16 protein-coding genes are annotated in these 16,729 nt (G+C 73.0%); 11 read left to right on the top strand and 5 right to left on the bottom strand.

What is annotated here, in order from left to right; genetic code table 11:
- Positions 1–20: 20 nt before the first annotated feature.
- The gene (locus tag KCH_RS14615; RefSeq protein WP_244305330.1) at positions 21–1,289 is read right to left on the bottom strand and encodes an RNA-guided endonuclease InsQ/TnpB family protein; all 1,269 of its coding nucleotides are present in this window, start codon (positions 1,287–1,289) and stop codon (positions 21–23) included.
- A gap of 44 nt (positions 1,290–1,333) precedes the next feature.
- Between KCH_RS14615 and purE the strand changes: the two genes are divergently transcribed.
- The 4 genes from purE to KCH_RS46600 are packed head-to-tail and all read left to right on the top strand — an operon-like array spanning position 1,334 to position 3,948.
- Positions 1,334–1,861: a 5-(carboxyamino)imidazole ribonucleotide mutase gene (gene purE / locus KCH_RS14610; RefSeq protein ID WP_035863267.1), complete on the top strand. Its 528-nt coding sequence runs from the start codon at positions 1,334–1,336 to the stop codon at positions 1,859–1,861.
- Positions 1,862–1,883: 22 nt separating this feature from the next.
- Entirely contained in the window at positions 1,884–3,077 is a 1,194-nt protein-coding gene (locus KCH_RS14605; protein ID WP_035863265.1) for a dipeptidase, read from the top strand.
- Positions 3,078–3,124: 47 nt separating this feature from the next.
- Positions 3,125–3,454, top strand: coding sequence for a MerR family transcriptional regulator (locus KCH_RS46605; protein WP_341865375.1), 330 nt, complete (start codon positions 3,125–3,127; stop codon positions 3,452–3,454).
- Positions 3,455–3,477: 23 nt separating this feature from the next.
- Positions 3,478–3,948: a GyrI-like domain-containing protein gene (locus KCH_RS46600; RefSeq protein ID WP_341865374.1), complete on the top strand. Its 471-nt coding sequence runs from the start codon at positions 3,478–3,480 to the stop codon at positions 3,946–3,948.
- Between the two features lie 41 nt (positions 3,949–3,989).
- On the opposite strand, the gene KCH_RS14595 is transcribed toward KCH_RS46600, so the two are convergent.
- Both KCH_RS14595 and KCH_RS14590 read right to left on the bottom strand, forming a co-directional pair.
- Entirely contained in the window at positions 3,990–4,397 is a 408-nt protein-coding gene (locus tag KCH_RS14595; RefSeq protein WP_035863264.1) for a CoA-binding protein, read from the bottom strand.
- A gap of 28 nt (positions 4,398–4,425) precedes the next feature.
- Complete coding sequence (locus KCH_RS14590; protein ID WP_035863262.1) at positions 4,426–5,769, bottom strand: UDP-glucose dehydrogenase family protein; 1,344 nt, start codon at positions 5,767–5,769, stop codon at positions 4,426–4,428.
- Between the two features lie 141 nt (positions 5,770–5,910).
- Here KCH_RS14590 and KCH_RS14585 point away from each other — a divergent pair, with 141 nt between their 5' ends.
- A complete protein-coding gene (locus tag KCH_RS14585) occupies positions 5,911–7,113 on the top strand; it encodes an LCP family protein (protein WP_084223618.1) in 1,203 nt (400 codons plus the stop codon).
- A 61-nt stretch (positions 7,114–7,174) separates the two neighbouring features.
- A complete protein-coding gene (locus tag KCH_RS14580) occupies positions 7,175–8,338 on the top strand; it encodes an acyl-CoA dehydrogenase family protein (protein WP_035872063.1) in 1,164 nt (387 codons plus the stop codon).
- Positions 8,339–8,350: 12 nt separating this feature from the next.
- On the opposite strand, the gene KCH_RS14575 is transcribed toward KCH_RS14580, so the two are convergent.
- Both KCH_RS14575 and KCH_RS14570 read right to left on the bottom strand, forming a co-directional pair.
- Positions 8,351–8,878 (bottom strand): serine O-acetyltransferase, encoded by a 528-nt coding sequence (locus tag KCH_RS14575; RefSeq protein ID WP_157032058.1) that lies wholly within the window; start codon positions 8,876–8,878, stop codon positions 8,351–8,353.
- 92 nt (positions 8,879–8,970) lie between these two features.
- Positions 8,971–10,254, bottom strand: coding sequence for an LCP family protein (locus KCH_RS14570; protein WP_035863260.1), 1,284 nt, complete (start codon positions 10,252–10,254; stop codon positions 8,971–8,973).
- 344 nt (positions 10,255–10,598) lie between these two features.
- Here KCH_RS14570 and ssuE point away from each other — a divergent pair, with 344 nt between their 5' ends.
- The 5 genes from ssuE (at position 10,599) to KCH_RS44460 (ending at position 16,692) form a co-directional block, all read left to right on the top strand.
- Positions 10,599–11,153: an NADPH-dependent FMN reductase gene (ssuE, locus tag KCH_RS14565; RefSeq protein ID WP_035863259.1), complete on the top strand. Its 555-nt coding sequence runs from the start codon at positions 10,599–10,601 to the stop codon at positions 11,151–11,153.
- 190 nt (positions 11,154–11,343) lie between these two features.
- Positions 11,344–12,129, top strand: a complete 786-nt coding sequence (locus KCH_RS14560; protein WP_035863257.1) for an ABC transporter ATP-binding protein — start codon at positions 11,344–11,346, stop codon at positions 12,127–12,129.
- Between the two features lie 15 nt (positions 12,130–12,144).
- Positions 12,145–14,700 (top strand): ABC transporter permease, encoded by a 2,556-nt coding sequence (locus KCH_RS14555; protein WP_035863254.1) that lies wholly within the window; start codon positions 12,145–12,147, stop codon positions 14,698–14,700.
- A gap of 76 nt (positions 14,701–14,776) precedes the next feature.
- Positions 14,777–16,102, top strand: coding sequence for a hypothetical protein (locus KCH_RS46050; protein ID WP_035863252.1), 1,326 nt, complete (start codon positions 14,777–14,779; stop codon positions 16,100–16,102).
- Entirely contained in the window at positions 16,018–16,692 is a 675-nt protein-coding gene (locus KCH_RS44460) for a hypothetical protein (RefSeq protein WP_035863250.1), read from the top strand. Before KCH_RS46050 ends, KCH_RS44460 begins: the two co-directional genes overlap by 85 nt.
- The last annotated feature ends 37 nt before the right edge of the window (positions 16,693–16,729 follow it).

Genomic DNA, 16,729 nt, shown 5'->3' with positions numbered 1-16,729 from the left:
TCCGCCACGGAGGGGTCCCCTCAGCCTCGCGGCCGAGCCGCCGCGCGCGAGCGCGGCGGTGGGACGACTTCCTGCTTCACCGACGACCGCCCGCCCGGAGTGCTCCGTTGAGGTCCTACGCCGTCTCCACAGGCTGCGGCCGCCAGCCCGGCGGCCAGGATGTTGCGTGCCGCGTTGACGTCCCGGTCGTGGAACGCGCCGCAGCCGCACTCCCACTCGCGGACGGTCAGCGGCAGGGCGTCGCGGACGGCGCCGCAGGCCGAGCACAGCCGGGAGCTGGGGAACCACCGGTCGACGGTGATCAACTCGCGGCCGTACCAGGCGCACTTGTACGCGAGCATCGCGCGGAACTCCGCCCAGGCGCAGTCCGCCACGGCGCGGGACAGCTTCCGGTTCCCGAGCAGGCCCCGGACCGCCAAGTCCTCGATCACGACCGCTTGGTTGTCGCGGACGAGTCGAGTCGTGAGCTTGTTCAAGAAGTCCCGGCGCCGGTCGGCGATCCGGGCATGGATCCGCGCGACCTTGCGGCGGGCCTTCTCCCGGTTCGCCGAACCAGGCGCCTTGCGCGACAACTCGCGCTGCGCTCTGCCCAGGCGTTCACGGTCACGGCGTTCGTGCCGGGGATTGGGAATCCTCTCACCGGTGGAGAGCGTCACCAGCGAGGTGACGCCGAGGTCGACCCCCACCACCGTGCCGACGGGCGGCAACGGAGCAACGGCGGGGTCCTCGCAGAGCATGGAGACGAACCACCGTCCCGCCGCATCGCGGCTGACGGTCACGGTGGACGGGCCCACGCCCTCGGGCAACGGCCTGGACCACACGACGTCCAGGGGTTCGGCCATCTTCGCCAGCGTCAACTGCCCGTCACGGTAGCGGAACGCGGACCGGGTGTACTCGGCGCTGCCGCGGGACCTCTTCCTCGACTTGAACCGGGGGTACTTCGCGCGCTTCGCGAAGAAGTTGCCGAATGCCCCCTGCAGATGCCGAAGTACCTGTTGCAGCGGCACGGAGGAGACTTCGGAGAGGAACGCCAGTTCCTCGGTCCGCTTCCACGACGTCAGCATCGCGGACGTCGCGCCGTAGTCGATCCGTTCCCGGCGCTCCGCCCACGCCTCGGTCCGGGCGGCCAGCGCCCGGTTCCAGACCAGCCGCACGCATCCGAACGTCCGCGACAGCTCGGCTGCCTGCGCTTCGGTCGGGTAGAAGCGGAACTTGAAGGCCCGCTTCACGTGAACGGCACTCACAGCCCGCACCCTAGGACCCACCACTGACACCGCGTCAGTCGGCACCTCCGCTCCAGGCCGAGGCCGGGAGCACCCATGAAAGGACCCCAATGACCCAGTCCCCCCTTGTCGGCATCGTGATGGGCTCGGACTCCGACTGGCCCGTGATGGAGGCGGCCGCGCAGGCGCTCGACGAGTTCGAGATTCCCTACGAGGTCGATGTGGTGTCCGCGCACCGGATGCCGCGTGAGATGGTCGCGTACGGCGAGCGGGCCCACGGGCGCGGGCTGAAGGCGATCATCGCGGGGGCCGGCGGGGCGGCGCACCTGCCCGGGATGCTGGCGTCGGTGACGCCGCTGCCGGTGATCGGGGTGCCGGTGCCGCTGCGGTACCTGGACGGGATGGACAGCCTGCTGTCGATCGTGCAGATGCCGGCCGGCGTGCCGGTGGCGACCGTCTCGGTGGCCGGCGCGCGCAACGCGGGCCTGCTCGCGGTGCGGATGCTGGCCGCGTTCGACGCCGAACTGGCCGAGAAGATGGTCGAGTTCCAGGCCGAGCTGAACAGCCAGGCCACCGAGAAGGGCCGCAAGCTGCGGGCCAAGGTGGCGGGAAACGAATCCTTCGGCTTCGGCAAGTAGGGGCACGTAGTAGAACGGGGGGATGACTCCCGACCTGATCGAGCGTGCCAGGGCCGTCCTCCGCACCGCCCCCGTGGTGGACGGCCACAACGACCTGCCGTGGGCGATGCGCGCCATCGCCGGGTACGACCTGGACGCCGTCGACCTGACGTCCGATCAGAGCCACCGGCTGCACACCGACTTCGGCCGCCTGCGGGCGGGCGGGGTCGGTGCGCAGTTCTGGTCGGTGTTCGTGCCCGCCGGGCTGTCGGGGGACGGCGCGGTCAGCGCCACGCTGGAGCAGATCGACTTCGTGCGGGCGATGACCGAGCGCCACCCCGAGCACCTGCGGCTCGCGCTGACCGCCGACGACCTGGAGAGCGCCCGCGCCGAGGGCCGGATCGCCTCGCTGATGGGCGCCGAGGGCGGACACTCCGTCAACTCCTCGCTGGCCACCCTGCGGGCGCTGTACGCGCTCGGCGTCCGGTACCTGACGCTGACGCACAACTCCAACACCCCGTGGGCCGACGCCGCCACCGACGAGCCCGTGCACGGCGGCCTCACCGCGTTCGGGGAGGAGGTGGTCCGGGAGATGAACCGGCTCGGCATGCTGGTCGACCTCTCGCACGTCTCGCCCGACACCATGCGCGACGCGCTGCGGGTCTCCGAGGCCCCGGTGCTGTTCTCGCACTCCTCCGCGCGCGCGGTCTGCGACCACCCGCGCAACGTCCCGGACGACGTGCTCGCCGCGCTGCCCGGCAACGGCGGCGTCGCGATGGTCACCTTCGTGCCGATGTTCGTGCTGCCCGACGCCATCGAGTGGACGTACGCCGCCGACGCCAACATGACCGCGCACGGCTTCAGCCCGTTCGACACCTCGCCCGAGGGCCGGGCCGTGCAGCAGGCCTACGCGGAGGCCCACCCGCGTCCGATCGCCACGATCGCCGACGTCGCCGACCACCTCGACCACATGCGCGAGGTCGCCGGCATCGACCACCTCGGCATCGGCGGCGACTTCGACGGCACCCCGTTCACCCCCGCCGGCCTGGACGACGTGTCCGGCTACCCGGCGCTGCTCGCCGAACTCCTGGACCGCCACTGGTCCGAGGCCGACCTGTCCAAGCTGACCTGGCACAACGCCGTCCGGGTGCTGCGCGGCGCCGAGGCCGTCGCCGGCCGGCTGCAGGCCGAGCGCGGGCCGTCGATCGCCACCCGGGAGCAGTTGGACGGCGCATGAACCACGGGTTTGACCTCGCCCCTGGGGCAGGCCGCAACGTAGCGGACGTGGAGGAGGAACGGCTGCTCACCACCGGTGAGTTCGCCCGTCGCGGCCTGCTGTCGCCGAAGGCGCTGCGGCTGTACGACCGGCAGGGACTGCTGCCGCCGGACCGGATCGACCCGGACAGCGGCTACCGGTACTACCGGCCGGAGCGACTGGCCACCGCGCGGCTGATCGTCCGGCTGCGCGGACTGGACATGCCGCTGGCCACGGTCGCCGAGGTGCTCGCCCTGCCGGGCCCGCGGCGGCCGAGCGGATCGCCGCGTACTGGGACGCCGTCGAACGGCGGACCGCCTCGCAGCGGACGCTGGCCGACCACCTCCGCGTCCAACTGAGCGGACTCGAAGGGATCGACGAGATGTACCGGATCGAACAGCGCGACGTGCCCGAGCAGCTGGTGCTCACCGAGCAGCGCCGCGCCAAGCCGGAGGAACTGGACCGCTTCATCCCGGAGGCCACCGAGCGCCTGGTGGCGATCGCCGCGGCCCACGGCGGCGTCGCCGCCGCCCCGTTCGTGGTCTACCACGGGCAGGTCGACGAGGACAACGACGGCCCGGTGGAGGTCTGCGTGCCGATCGACCCGGCGCGGGCCGCGGGGCTGACCGCCGCGCACCGCACCGAGCCCGCGCACCGGGAGGCGTACACCACCATCACCAAGGCGCAGGTGGAGTACCCGCAGATCCTGTCCGCCTACGACGCGGTCTGCGCCTGGATGGAGCAGTCCGGCACTCGGCGCACCGGCCCCGGCCGGGAGGTGTACTTCGCCGACTGGGCGACCGCCGAACCGGCCGACCAGGTCTGCGACATCGCCTTCCCGGTGAGCGGCTGACGGACAGCCGGAGCTGACGGGCCGTCACGGGGGGCGGTCCGTCACAGGCGGGGCAGCTCGATCGCCGGGCAGCGGTCCATCACCATGTCCAGCCCGGCGGCCCGGGTGCGGTCGAACGCGGCCTCGTCGACCACGCCGAGCTGGAACCACACGGCCTTGGCGCCCTTCGCCACCGCCTGGTCGGCGACCTCGCCGGCCAGCTCGGAGTTGACGAACACGTCCACCACGTCGACCGGGAACGGGATCTCGGCGAGCGAGGCGTAGCCTTGCTCGCCGAGCACCGACTCGGCCTTCGGGTGCACCGGCACGATGCGCTTCCCGGCCCGCTGGAGCACCCGGGCCACCCCGTACGCGGCGCGCGCGGTGTTGGTGGACAGGCCGACCACGGCCCAGGTGTCGCCGGAGGTGGTGAGGATCTTCCGGACGGTGGCGTCGTCTCCGTAGCTCATGCCGGTGAGAACGAGCCGCCGCCGGCCGTCATTCCGCGTACGGCCGGCCCATCGCCCGGTAGGTCCAGCCGGCGGCGCGCCAGGCGTCGCCGTCCAGCACGTTGCGGCCGTCCAGCAGGCGGCGCTCGGCGACCGCGGCGCCGACCTCGGCCGGGTCCAGCTCGCGGAACTCCTGCCACTCCGTCAGGTGCAGCACCACGTGCGCGCCCTCGACCGCCTCCAGCGCGGAATCCGCGTAGGACAGGCTGGGGAACATCTTGCGGGCGTTGTCCATCGCCTTCGGGTCGTAGACCGTCACCTGCGCGCCCTGCAGCTGGATCTGGCCGGCGACGTTCAGCGCCGGCGAGTCCCGGATGTCGTCCGAGTTCGGCTTGAAGGCCGCGCCCAGCACCGCCACCCGGCGGCCCAGGAAACCGCCGCCGCACTGCTCGCGGGCCAGGTCGACCATCCGGGAACGGCGCCGCATGTTGATCGAGTCGACCTCGCGCAGGAAGGTCAGCGCCTGGTCGGCGCCCAGCTCCCCGGCCCGGGCCATGAACGCCCGGATGTCCTTGGGCAGGCAGCCGCCGCCGAAGCCCAGCCCGGCGTTCAGGAACTTGCCGCCGATCCGCTCGTCGTAGGACAGCGCCTTGGACAGCTGCACCACGTCCGCGCCCGCGCTCTCGCAGACCTCGGCCATCGCGTTTATGAACGAGATCTTGGTGGCCAGGAAGGAGTTCGCGGCGGCCTTCACCAGCTCCGCGGTCGGGAAGTCGGTCACCACGAACGGCACGCCGTCCGAGATCGGGCCCGCGTACACCTCGCGCAGCACCTGCTCGGCGCGCTCGCTGCGCACGCCCACCACCAGGCGGTCCGGGTGCAGGGTGTCGCCGACCGCGTAGCCCTCGCGCAGGAACTCCGGGTTCCAGGCCAGCTCGACCTGCTCGCCGGCCGGGGCCAGCGCGGCCAGCTTGGCCGCCAGCCGGTTCGCCGAGCCCACCGGCACGGTGGACTTGCCGACCACCAGCACGGGCCGGTCCAGGTGCGGGGCGAGCGAGTCGACCGCGGCGTCCACGTAGCTCATGTCGGCCGCGAACTCGCCCTTGCGCTGCGGGGTGTTGACGCAGATGAAGTGCACGTCGCCGAAGGCCGCGACCTCCTCCCAGGAGTCGGTGAAGCGCAGCCGCCCGGTCGAACCCTCGTGACCCGCGACGTGCTTCAGCAACAGCTCCGACAGGCCCGGCTCGAACATCGGCACCCGGCCGGCGGCGAGCGCCGCCAGCTTGTCCCGGTCGATGTCCAGTCCGAGGACCTCGAAGCCGAGCTCGGCCATGCACGCGGCATGGGTGGCCCCCAGGTAGCCGGTGCCGATGACCGTGATGCGCGGAGCCACGGGCGTTCCCTTTCGTTCCAGGCCGTTCCGAAGCAGTACGACGGCCAACGGCACAGATCGTATCTGCCCCCCCGCGGCCCCGGATCCGCCGATTTCACGGTTTCACCCCGAAAGTCTGTGCGGAAGGTTCACAATGCGCGCATGACAGCCGAGGAGCGGCCGGACGAGGCCGACCAGGACCGGGCCGACCGGGCCGACCGGGGCGAGGCCGGGCAGGACGGGGCCGACCGGGGGCCGCTGAGCATCTTCGACCGCGACGACGAGCAGGACCCCTCCGGCGAGCACGAGGACGAGGACGAGGCGGACGCGGCGCCGCGCCGCCGCCGCGGACGGCGCCTGCTGCTGTGGACCCTCGCCGTGCTGCTGGTGCTGTTCGGCGGCGGCTTCGGCGCCCTGGTGTGGACCGCCGAGCACTACGCCTCCTCGGTGGAGCGGATCCCGAACGCCTTCCCGACCGTCCCCGCCTCCGCGCAGCCCACCGCCGTGCCGCACAGCGGCCAGACCTTCCTGCTGGTCGGCCTCGACGCCCGCGCCGACCGGGCCACCACCGGGCAGGACGCGAAGGCCCCGGCCTGGCAGGTCGGCGCGCAGCGCAGCGACACCATGATGCTGATGCACATCTCCGCCGACCGGAAGTCCGTCTCGGTGGTGTCGATCCCGCGCGACACCTGGGTGCCCGTCCCCGGCCACGGCAAGGCGAAGATCAACGCCGCGTACTCCTGGGGCGGCCCGGCGCTGATGGTGCAGACCGTCCAGGACCTGACCCACATCCGGATCGACCACCTCGCGGTGATCGACTGGAACGGCTTCCGCGCCCTCACCGACGCCGTCGGCGGCGTCGACATCACCGTCCCGCGCACCATCGAGGCCAAGGGCGACGCCCGCGAGTGGACCGCCGGCACCCACCACATGGACGGCGCCGAGGCCCTGCTCTACGTCCGCGAACGGCACGGCCTGCCGAACGGCGACCTCGACCGCACCAAGCGCCAGCAGAACTTCCTGCGCGCCCTGATGCTCCGCACCATGAACTCCGGCACCCTCTCCAGCCCCGCCAAGCTCACCGGCCTGCTCGGCACCGTCGGCGACGTGGTCTCCGTCGACGACCGGCTCAGCAACAGCGACCTCTACGACCTCGCCTGGAGCCTGCGCGCGGTCCGCCCCGACGGCGTCCACTTCATGAACGCCCCCTTCGGCGGCTTCGACACCGTCGACGGGCAGTCCGTGGTCCTGATGGACGACGGCGCGGCCGGCGTGCTCTGGGACGCGATCCGCACCGACCGGATGGACGACTACCTCGCCCAGCACCGGACCAGCGCCGACACCCTCGGAGACAACGTCTCCTGACGACCCTAGGATGGGCACCACTGGCATTACTCGGCGGTAACTAGTGCAAGGGGCAGAGCAGATGGCGGGAAACTCCGGGGCGGACTTCGACCTCTTCCGGCTGAGCGAGGAGCACGAGATGCTCCGTGAGTCGGTGCGTTCGCTGGCGGAGGCGAAGATCGCCCCGTTCGCGGCGGCGGTCGACGAGGAGGGGCGTTTCCCGCAGGAGGCGTTGGACGCCCTGCTGGCGAACGATCTGCATGCGGTGCACGTGCCGGAGGAGTACGGCGGTGCGGGGGCGGACGCGCTGGCGACGGTGCTGGTGATCGAGGAGGTGGCGCGGGTGTGTGCGTCGTCCTCGTTGATCCCGGCGGTGAACAAGCTGGGTTCGCTGCCGGTGCAGTTGTCGGGTTCGGAGGAGTTGAAGGCGAAGTACCTGGGGGCGCTGGCCCGGGGTGAGGGGATGTTCTCGTACTGCCTGTCGGAGCCGGAGGCGGGTTCGGACGCGGCGGGGATGAAGACCCGGGCGGTGCGGGACGGGGACTTCTGGGTGCTGAACGGTGTGAAGCGGTGGATCACCAATGCGGGGGTGTCGGAGTTCTACACGGTGATGGCGGTGACGGATCCGTCGCTGCGGTCGAAGGGCATTTCGGCGTTCGTGGTGGAGAAGGGCGACGAGGGGGTGTCGTTCGGTGCTCCGGAGAAGAAGTTGGGGATCAAGGGGTCGCCGACGCGTGAGGTGTACTTCGACAATGTGCGGATTCCGGCGGATCGGATGATCGGTGCGGAGGGGACGGGGTTCGCGACGGCGATGCGGACGCTGGACCACACGCGGGTGACGATCGCCGCGCAGGCGCTGGGGATCGCGCAGGGGGCGCTGGACTACGCGAAGGGGTACGTGCGGGAGCGCAAGCAGTTCGGGAAGGCGATCGCGGAGTTCCAGGGCGTGCAGTTCATGCTGGCGGACATGGCGATGAAGCTGGAGGCGGCGCGGCAGTTGACGTACGCGGCGGCGGCGAAGTCGCAGCGCGGTGACGGGGATCTGACGTTCTTCGGGGCGTCGGCGAAGTGCTTCGCGTCGGACGTGGCGATGGAGGTCACCACGGACGCGGTGCAGCTGCTGGGCGGGTACGGGTACACGCGGGACTACCCGGTGGAGCGGATGATGCGCGACGCGAAGATCACCCAGATCTACGAGGGCACCAACCAGGTCCAGCGCATCGTGATGGCCCGCAACCTGCCGTAGTCGTTCCCTTCTTCAGGCGCCCGTCTGCGGGGTCGCTCCCACGTGCAGGTCACTGTCCGTGGCGCGATCCGGCCGGCGGGCGCCTTCCGTCGTGCCCCCACGCGCCCCTGCCCGCATCCCTACCCGTCGGGCCGGGGCGCCCGCCCAGATCTCGTCGGGCCCCGTCGAGCGGGTGAGGACCGCGTTCGCGCCGACGATGGTGCCGGCGGCGACGGTCAGGGTGCCGGACTTGCAGATGATCTTCGCGCCGGCGCAGACCACCACGCCGTCCTCCAGGACGACCCGTCGCATCGGGGAGTGCTCCTGGGGGATCCAGGGGTCGGCGCGGCCGATGGTGACGCCGTTGTAGAGGGTGACGTTCGCACCGAGGGTGGTGAACGGGTGCAGGACGGTGCCGAAGCCGCGGTGGAAGACGGTCAGGCCGGGGCCGATCTCGGCGGCGGCGGGGACCTCCATCCCGTAGAGGGCCAGGGCTTCCTGGACCAGGCGGCCGAACAGCCGGCTTCGGCGGCGGTAGATGAGGGAGGTCACCAGCGACATGGCGGCCATTGTTCCGCCGGTTGATCTGATGGTGTGTCAACGACGCGCGGGCCGACCGGAGTTCGATTCCGGTCGGCCCGCGGCGGTCGGGGTCACTTGGCGTCGGGGACGGCGGTGTCGTTCTTCATCGCGTCGAACACGGCCTTGGACTTCGCCGGATCCCACTTGACGGCGGACTCGCCGGTGGGGGTGCGGTAGTCGGCGTTGCCGATCGGGACGGTGATGGTCTTGCCGTCGCCGCCGGTGACGCCCTTCATGGCGAGGAACATCGAGCCGAGGTCGGTGAGGCCGGCGTCCTCGTCGACGATCAGGGTGTCCAGGCCGGCCGAGGCCAGCGGGTAGAAGGTGAACGGGTTGAGCAGGGTGCCGGGCGAGGCGGCCTGCTTGGCGAGGGCGCCGAGGAACTTCTGCTGGTTGCGCATCCGGCCGAGGTCCTGGTCGGCCATCTGGTGCCGCTGCCGGACGAAGGCGAGGGCCTGCTTGCCGCTGAGGGTCTGGGTGCCGGCCTGGAGGTCGAGACCGGAGTCCTTGTCCTTGACCGGCTGGTCGATGGTCATCTCGACGCCGCCGACGGCGTCGACCAGGCCGACGAAGCCGGCGAAGCCGATCTCCGCGTAGTGGTCGATCCGCAGGCCGGTGTTGGTCTCGACGGTCTGCACCAGCAGCCGGCCGCCGCCGCTCGCGAAGGAGGCGTTGATCTTGCGGGTGGCGGCGGCGATGCTCTTGCCGCTGCCGGAGGTGTCCTGGTGGGCGGGGATCTGCACCCAGGAGTCGCGCGGGATCGACATCAGCGTGTTCCCGTTGTCGCCGATGTGCAGGATCATCATCGAGTCGGAGCGCTTGCCCTCGGCGGAGCCGGTGTGGAGGGAGTCCTCCTCGGCGTCGGTCAGGCCCTCGCGGCTGTCCGAGCCGACGATCAGCCAGTTCGTGCCCTTGCCGGCCGCCGGGCGGCCCGGGTAGTCGGCGAGCACGTTCTCGTGCCGGAGCTTGCCGTCCGCCCAGAAGTAGGTGCCGACGACGGTGACCAGCAGCGCCAGGACCAGGCCGAGCGCCGAGAAGCCGATGATCTTCTTGCGCGAGCGGCGCGGCCGGGCCGGCTGCGCCGGGGCGCCCGCCGGGTTCGGCTCGGACTCGAACGGCTGCTGCCCGTACGGCTGTTGACCGCCGTGGGGCGGCGGGCCGCCGTAGCCGCCGGGGGTGCCGCCCTGGTGCGGCGGCCGGTCGGTGGTCGGCTGGGTGGGGCGGGAGAGCGGGACGCCCGTGCCGCGCGGATTCAGCTCCGGCGGCAGCGGCGGCTCCGCCGCCCCGCCCCGGCCGCGTGCCGCGTCGCCCTGCCCGTATGCGCCGCCCCCCGGGCGCTCCTGCCACGTGTTCATGGGGGAAGGATGCCCGAACCGCGGGCCGCGTGGTGATCGTCCGGCTCGGCGGGGGCTCCTTGTGGCCGTTTTGATGCAGGGCGCGGACCGTTCGGTGCGGTGTTCACCAGGCGGGCACGGCCTTGACCCGGTAAAACGCCGCGTGTTTGCATGGCCGCATGGAGCAGCGGAAGGTCCTCACCCGTCGACGCCACGTCGACCACGGCCGGGTGTCCTGTTCGCTCTGTCGCGGCTGACGCCTCCCGCCGCGCATTCACCCTCAGGCGAGCCCGCGCCCTCGCCAGCGTTCCGTCTCTTCCTTCCCGGCCGCCGTGCTGCGCGGCCGTACGCCCCGAGGTGACTCCATGGCCGTGATCCTGTCCGTCTCCGGTTCGCCCTCCGCGACCTCCCGCACCACCCGCCTGCTCCGGCACGTCGACCACCGGCTGGTCCGGCACGGCCACCTGGTCGAGGCGCTGGACGTCCGCACGCTGCCCGCCGAGGCGCTGCTCGGCGCCGACACCGGCAACCCCGCGATAGCCCGCGCCGTCGCCCAGTTCGAGCGGGCCGACGGCGTGGTGATCGGCACGCCGGTCTACAAGGCCGCCTACTCGGGCCTGTTGAAGGCCCTGCTCGACCTGCTGCCGCAGTACGCGCTGCGCGGCAAGACGGTGCTGCCGCTGGCCACCGGCGGCTCCACCGCGCACGTGCTGGCGGTGGACTACGCGCTGCGCCCGGTGCTGAACTCGATGGGCGCCGCGCACATCACCCAGGGCTGGTTCGTGCTGGACCGGCACATCGGGGTGCGCGAGGACGGCGGCACCGAACTGGAGCGGGAGACCGAGGTGCTGCTGACCCCGGTGGTCGACGCGTTCGCCGCCGCGCTCCGCCCGCACCCGGAACTCTCCGCGGTGGGCTGACCGTTCGTCGGACGAGCGCTCCACGTCCGGGGCCCGGACCCTCATGCCGCGGGGCGGAAACCCCTAGGGGAGAGGGCCCGGGCCCCGGAGCGTTTCCCGGTGACGGCGTTCGTCCCGGTGGAGGACGACCGGCCGGGCCGCGGCCGGGAGGCTTGAGGGCAACGGGCGGACCCCACCTCAAGGAGCAGCAGTGACCACGGCACCGAGCGCCGCGTACCTCCCACACTCACCGGAGCAGGGCGACGCCGCCGCCCGGGCCCGACAGGTCACCAAGGCGTACGGCTCGGGGGAGACCCGGGTGGCGGCGCTGAACAACGTCGACGTGGACATCCGGCGCGGCCGGTTCACCGCGATCATGGGCCCCTCGGGCTCCGGCAAGTCGACCCTGATGCACTGCCTGGCCGGCCTGGACGCCGTCTCCGCCGGGCGGATCTGGATCGGCGACACCGAGATCACCGGCCTGAAGGACAAGCAGCTGACCCGGCTGCGCCGCGACAAGATCGGCTTCGTCTTCCAGGCGTTCAACCTGCTGCCCACCCTGAACGCGCTGGAGAACATCACGCTGCCGATGGACATCGCCGGCCGCAAGCCCGACCGGGCGTGGCTGGAGCAGGTCATCGACACCGTCGGCCTGTCCGGCCGGCTCAAGCACCGGCCCGGGCAGCTCTCCGGCGGCCAGCAGCAGCGCGTCGCGGTGGCCCGGGCGCTGGCCGCCCGGCCGGAGATCATCTTCGGCGACGAGCCCACCGGCAACCTGGACTCCCGCTCCGGCGCGGAGGTGCTCGGCTTCCTGCGCCGCTCGGTCGACGAACTCGGCCAGACCATCGTGATGGTGACCCACGACCCGGTGGCCGCCGGCCACGCGGACCGGGTGCTGTTCCTCGCCGACGGCGTGATCGTCGACGAGATGCACAACCCGACCGCCGACTCCGTCCTGTCCCGCATGCGCCGTTTCGACGGCAAGCGCACCAGCTGAGACGGGACCGGGACGATGCTGCTCAGGACTTCGCTGCGGAGCTTCCTCGCGCACAAGTGGCGCCTGGTGCTCTCGCTGCTCGCCGTGGTGCTGTCGGTCGCCTTCGTGGCCGGCACCCTGGTCTTCTACAACACCGCCACCACCACCTTCGACCGGCTGTTCGCCGCCACCGCCTCCGACGTGTCGGTGCAGAAGGCGCAGGACGAACTCGCCGCGAACACCCCCGGCCGGACCCCGACCGTCCCGGTCGCCACCCGGGAGAAGCTCGCCGCCGAACCCGGCGTGAAGGCCGCCCTCGGCCAGGTCATGGTGGCCACCGCCACCCTGGTCGACCCGGCCACCAACAAGCTGGTCGGCCCGACCACCGGCGCGCCCACCCTGACCGGCAACTGGACCGACACCCCGCGCAACTCGGTGGACGTCACCTCCGGCCACGTGCCGCAGGGCGCCGACCAGTTGGTGCTGGACGCCGACACCGCCAAGAAGTCCGGCCTCGGCCTCGGCAGCCGGATCCGGGTGATCACCGAGAGCGGCAACCACGACTTCACCGTCTCCGGCATCGCCACCTTCCGGACCACCAACCCCGGTGCGGCGCTGGCCTTCCTGGACACCCCCACCGCGCAGCGGATCCTGCTCGGCGCCGAGGCGTACACCTCGGTCGAGGTGTTCGGCGACGGCAGCCGCAGCAACGACCAGCTGAAGGCCGCCGCGCTGGCCGACCTCGGCAGCGGCTTCGAGGCGAAGACCTCCGCCGAGCAGCAGAAGGAGAACGCGGCGGGCGTCGGCTCGTTCCTGTCGTTCATGAAGTGGGCGATGCTCGGCTTCGCCTTCCTGTCCGCGGCCGTCGGCATCTTCCTGATCGTCAACACCTTCTCCATGCTGGTCACCCAGCGCACCCGGGAGATCGGCCTGCTGCGCGCCGTCGGCGGCAGCCGCTCGCAGGTCAACCGCTCGGTGCTGACGGAGGGTCTGATCCTCGGCCTGCTCGGCTCCACCCTCGGCATCGGCGCCGGCCTCGGCCTCGCCGTCGCCATGATCCGGCTGATGCAGGCGGTCGGGATGAACCTGGACGCCTCCTCGCTCCAGGTCACCTGGGCGGTGCCGGTGGTCGGCTACGCCGTGGGCCTGCCGGTCACCCTGCTCGCCGCGTTCTTCCCGGCCCGCCGCGCCGCCCGGATCACCCCGATGGCCGCGCTGCTCGACCACGCCGCCCCGGCCGAACCCCGCGCCAACCGGATCCGGGCCGCGATCGGCCTGCTGGTCACCGGCGCCGGCGCCGCCGCGCTGGTGGCCGCCGCCGGCTCGCCCGGCTCCACCGGCGGACTGCTGCTCGGCGCCGGCCTGCTGGCCACCCTGACCGGCTCGGTGGTGCTCGGCCCGCTGCTGGTCTCCGTCCTGGTCCGGCTGTTCGGCGGCCTGCTGCCCGCGCTGTTCGGCCCGGCCGGCCGGCTCGCCCAGCGCAACGTGGTCCGCAACCCGCGGCGCACCGGCTCCACCGCCGCCGCGCTGATGATCGGCCTGGCCGTGGTGATCGGCGCCTCGGTGGTCACCTCCTCGATGGTCGGCTCGATGTCCGACCAGATCGACCGCTCGGTCGGCGCCGACTACGTGGTGGAGGGCCCCGGCGGCCCGCTCACCCCCGCCATGGTGGACGCCGCCCGCCGGACCCCGGGCATCGACCACCTGTCCACGCAGACCCGCGTCCCGGGCGAGCTGGTGCTGCCCGGCGGTGCCACCGTCCGCGGCCGGCTGATCGCCGCGGACGCCGACTTCGCCCGCGACTTCCGGCTCCCGGTCGCCTCCGGCACCGCCGACGCGGTGTTCGGCGGCGGCATCTCGGTGGGCCAGGACTTCGCCGACGAGCAGCACCTCAAGGTCGGCGACCCGATCACCGTCAACTACGGCGAGGGCCGCACCCAGACCCTTCCGGTCGCCGCCGTGCTCAAGACCGGCAACCAGCTGTTCGACCACCGCTTCTTCACCGGCGTCAGCACCGTCGCCAAGGGCATGAACGGACCCGCCCCGGCGCCCGAGGTGCTGTTCGGCACCGCGAAGGCCGGCGCCGACAAGGCCGCCGTGCTCGCCGACCTGCAGAAGTCGCTGGCCGAGTACCCGCAGCTGATGGTCAAGGACCAGGCCGGCTACAAGGAGATGGTGAAGTCCCAGTTCGACCAGCTGCTCGCCATGGTCTACGGCCTGCTCGGCCTGACGATCGTGGTCGCCGTCCTCGGCGTGGTCAACACGCTGGCGCTGTCGGTGGTCGAACGCACCCGGGAGATCGGCCTGCTGCGCGCCATCGGCCTGTCGCGCCGTCAACTGCGCCGCACCGTCCGACTGGAGTCCGTGGTGATCGCGCTGTTCGGCGCCGTCCTCGGCACCGCGCTCGGCCTGAGCTGGGGCGTCACCGCCCGGTCCGTGCTGTCCGAGCAGGGCCTGACCGTGCTGACCGTCCCCACCGGCACCGTCCTCACCGTGCTGGTCGGCTCCGTGCTGGTCGGCCTGGTCGCCGCGCTCGTCCCGGCCTTCCGGGCCGCCCGGATGAACGTGCTGGCCGCCATCGCCACCGACTGACGCCGCGTCAACCAGGACGGCCCGCCCGGAGCACCCGCCCCGGGCGGGCCGGCCGCGTGCTGGGAGAATCACCCGCATGCCGGAACTCACGCCGCCGCTGCCCGCCGCGCCCGCGCTGACCCTGGCCGCCGCCGACCAGTGGCGGGCCGCCCGGGTGTGGCGCCGGCTGGAGAGCCGCTGGCCGGTCCTGCTGCCGCTGCTGACCGGGCTGCTGGCCGTCACCGTCGACGACACCCCCGAGCACTGCGGCACCTGGCAGCCCTGCACCGTCCCGTACGGGGAGAGCGCCGCGCCCGCCGTGCTGCTGGTGGAACTGCTCGTCCTGCTGCTGCGCCCGCGCGGCAGTTGGGCCGTCCCCGCCGCGGCCGGCCTGGCGCTCTGGTTCCTGCCGGACGCGCTGCCCGGCCCCTGGCTGCCCCTGGTGGCCTGCGCGGCGCACCTCGGGACGGCCGCCGCGCTGCACCGGGTGGCGGTCGGCCGCCGCCGCGCCCGCGCCCAGCTCGCCACCCTGATGGGCCCGCCGGTGCCCTACCCGTGGACCCTGCTGGGCGGCGACAGCCCGTTCGACCAGCCGGCCGCGCCCCGGATCCGTCGCCTGCTGGCCGCGCTGCTCGGCGCCGGCGCGGCCGTGCTGCTGCTGGCCGGCGTCTGGCAGACCGAGGACGGCATCCGCCGGGCCGCCGAGGCCGACGAGGTGCGGGCCACCGTGCGCACCGTCCACGCCGACGGCGAGGGCGCCACCGCCGAGTACCGGCTCCCGCACGAGGACCGGACGTTCACCGCCGAGGTGACCGGCCCGCGCACGGTCGGCGACCAGGTGCCGCTGCTGGTCGACGGCACCGGCTGGTACCGGGCCGCCGACGAGTGGCAGGACCCCGCCCCGTGGTGGCTCGGCACCGGCGCCGCCGGCACCCTCGCCGTCCTGCTCGCCCTCTCCGCGCACCGCACCACCCGCGAACGCCGCCGCACCGACGAGGGCGCGCCCGCCGTCCGGGTCCGGGTCCGACCGGACGCCGGCGGCGACCTGGAGGTGCTGCCGCTGGACGGCGGCGACCGCGAGGCCGGCCTGTGGCGGCTGCGCCGCGTCGGCGCCGAGGTCCACTACCTGCCCGCGGACCGCGAGGGTCCCGCCGAATGGCTGCCCTGCACCGGCGACGAGGACGACGAGGAGGACGAGGAGAACACGCCGGACACCCTCGCCGAGGCCGCCGCCCTGGTCGAACGGACCGCCGCGCCCGTCGAGGCGCTGCTCTACCAGGGCCCCGACGGCGGCCGCCGCCAACTCCTGGTGCTCCGCTCGCCCGTCGCCCCGCACGAGTGGACGGCCGCGTACGCCGCCGGCCACGCGGCCCGCCCCGGCTGCGCCGCGGCAACGACCTGCACGAGGACGACGTGCTGGTGATGGCCGCGGCCGCCCGCCACCTGGAGCGCGACCTCGCCGAACAGCCCGACGGCCCGCCGGAGGCCGCCCGGGTGTTCGGCCTGCCCACCGCGCTGCGCCGCGGCGCGGCCCCGGTCGCCGCCGTGCTGATCGCCGCCCTGATGGACCGGACCGCCGACGGCGGCGTGCTCGGCGGACTGGTCCGCCCGCTGCTGATGGGCGTGGCGGTGCTGGTCGGCGTGGTCGGGGCGTTCGGCTGGCAGCTCGCGGTGGACCGGGACGGCGTCGCGTTCAGCGGAGTGCTGCGGCTGCACCGGCTGAGCTGGCAGCAGGTGACGGCGGCGGCCGTGCACCGCGGCCGGTTCACCCTGCGGAGCCGGTCCGGGCAGGTCGGCTTCAGCTCCGGCCCGGCCCGCCTGCTGCACCGCCACTTCGGCGGCCCGTACGACCCGCAGCGGATCGCCCGCACCGTCACCCTGCTCGCGCACCGCCCGGAGCGCCGCCCGCGGACGGTGCTGCCCGAGGACGCGGTCGGGGCGGCGCTGCCGCTGAACCGGCTCTCGGTCGCCGGCTACGCGCTGTGGGCGGTCGGCCAGTACCTGCTGGGCTGACCGGCCGTCAGGCCGGGCAGCTGATCTCGCTGCCGCT

Source organism: Kitasatospora cheerisanensis KCTC 2395 (genome assembly GCF_000696185.1).
GTDB classification, from domain to species: Bacteria; Actinomycetota; Actinomycetes; order Streptomycetales; family Streptomycetaceae; genus Kitasatospora; species Kitasatospora cheerisanensis.
This window is presented reverse-complemented; position numbering and strand designations above follow the sequence as displayed.

What these genes read in the sequence shown, in the direction of transcription:
- purE (WP_035863267.1), top strand. Translation starts at nt 1,334, where the DNA reads ATGACCCAGTCCCCCCTTGTCGGCATCGTGATGGGCTCGGACTCCGAC.
- KCH_RS46050 (WP_035863252.1), top strand. Translation starts at nt 14,777, where the DNA reads ATGCCGGAACTCACGCCGCCGCTGCCCGCCGCGCCCGCGCTGACCCTG.
- ssuE (WP_035863259.1), top strand. Translation starts at nt 10,599, where the DNA reads ATGGCCGTGATCCTGTCCGTCTCCGGTTCGCCCTCCGCGACCTCCCGC.
- KCH_RS14595 (WP_035863264.1), bottom strand. Translation starts at nt 4,397, where the DNA reads ATGAGCTACGGAGACGACGCCACCGTCCGGAAGATCCTCACCACCTCC.
- KCH_RS14570 (WP_035863260.1), bottom strand. Translation starts at nt 10,254, where the DNA reads ATGAACACGTGGCAGGAGCGCCCGGGGGGCGGCGCATACGGGCAGGGC.
- KCH_RS46600 (WP_341865374.1), top strand. Translation starts at nt 3,478, where the DNA reads ATGTACCGGATCGAACAGCGCGACGTGCCCGAGCAGCTGGTGCTCACC.
- KCH_RS14575 (WP_157032058.1), bottom strand. Translation starts at nt 8,878, where the DNA reads ATGTCGCTGGTGACCTCCCTCATCTACCGCCGCCGAAGCCGGCTGTTC.
- KCH_RS14585 (WP_084223618.1), top strand. Translation starts at nt 5,911, where the DNA reads ATGACAGCCGAGGAGCGGCCGGACGAGGCCGACCAGGACCGGGCCGAC.
- KCH_RS14605 (WP_035863265.1), top strand. Translation starts at nt 1,884, where the DNA reads ATGACTCCCGACCTGATCGAGCGTGCCAGGGCCGTCCTCCGCACCGCC.
- KCH_RS14555 (WP_035863254.1), top strand. Translation starts at nt 12,145, where the DNA reads ATGCTGCTCAGGACTTCGCTGCGGAGCTTCCTCGCGCACAAGTGGCGC.
- KCH_RS14580 (WP_035872063.1), top strand. Translation starts at nt 7,175, where the DNA reads ATGGCGGGAAACTCCGGGGCGGACTTCGACCTCTTCCGGCTGAGCGAG.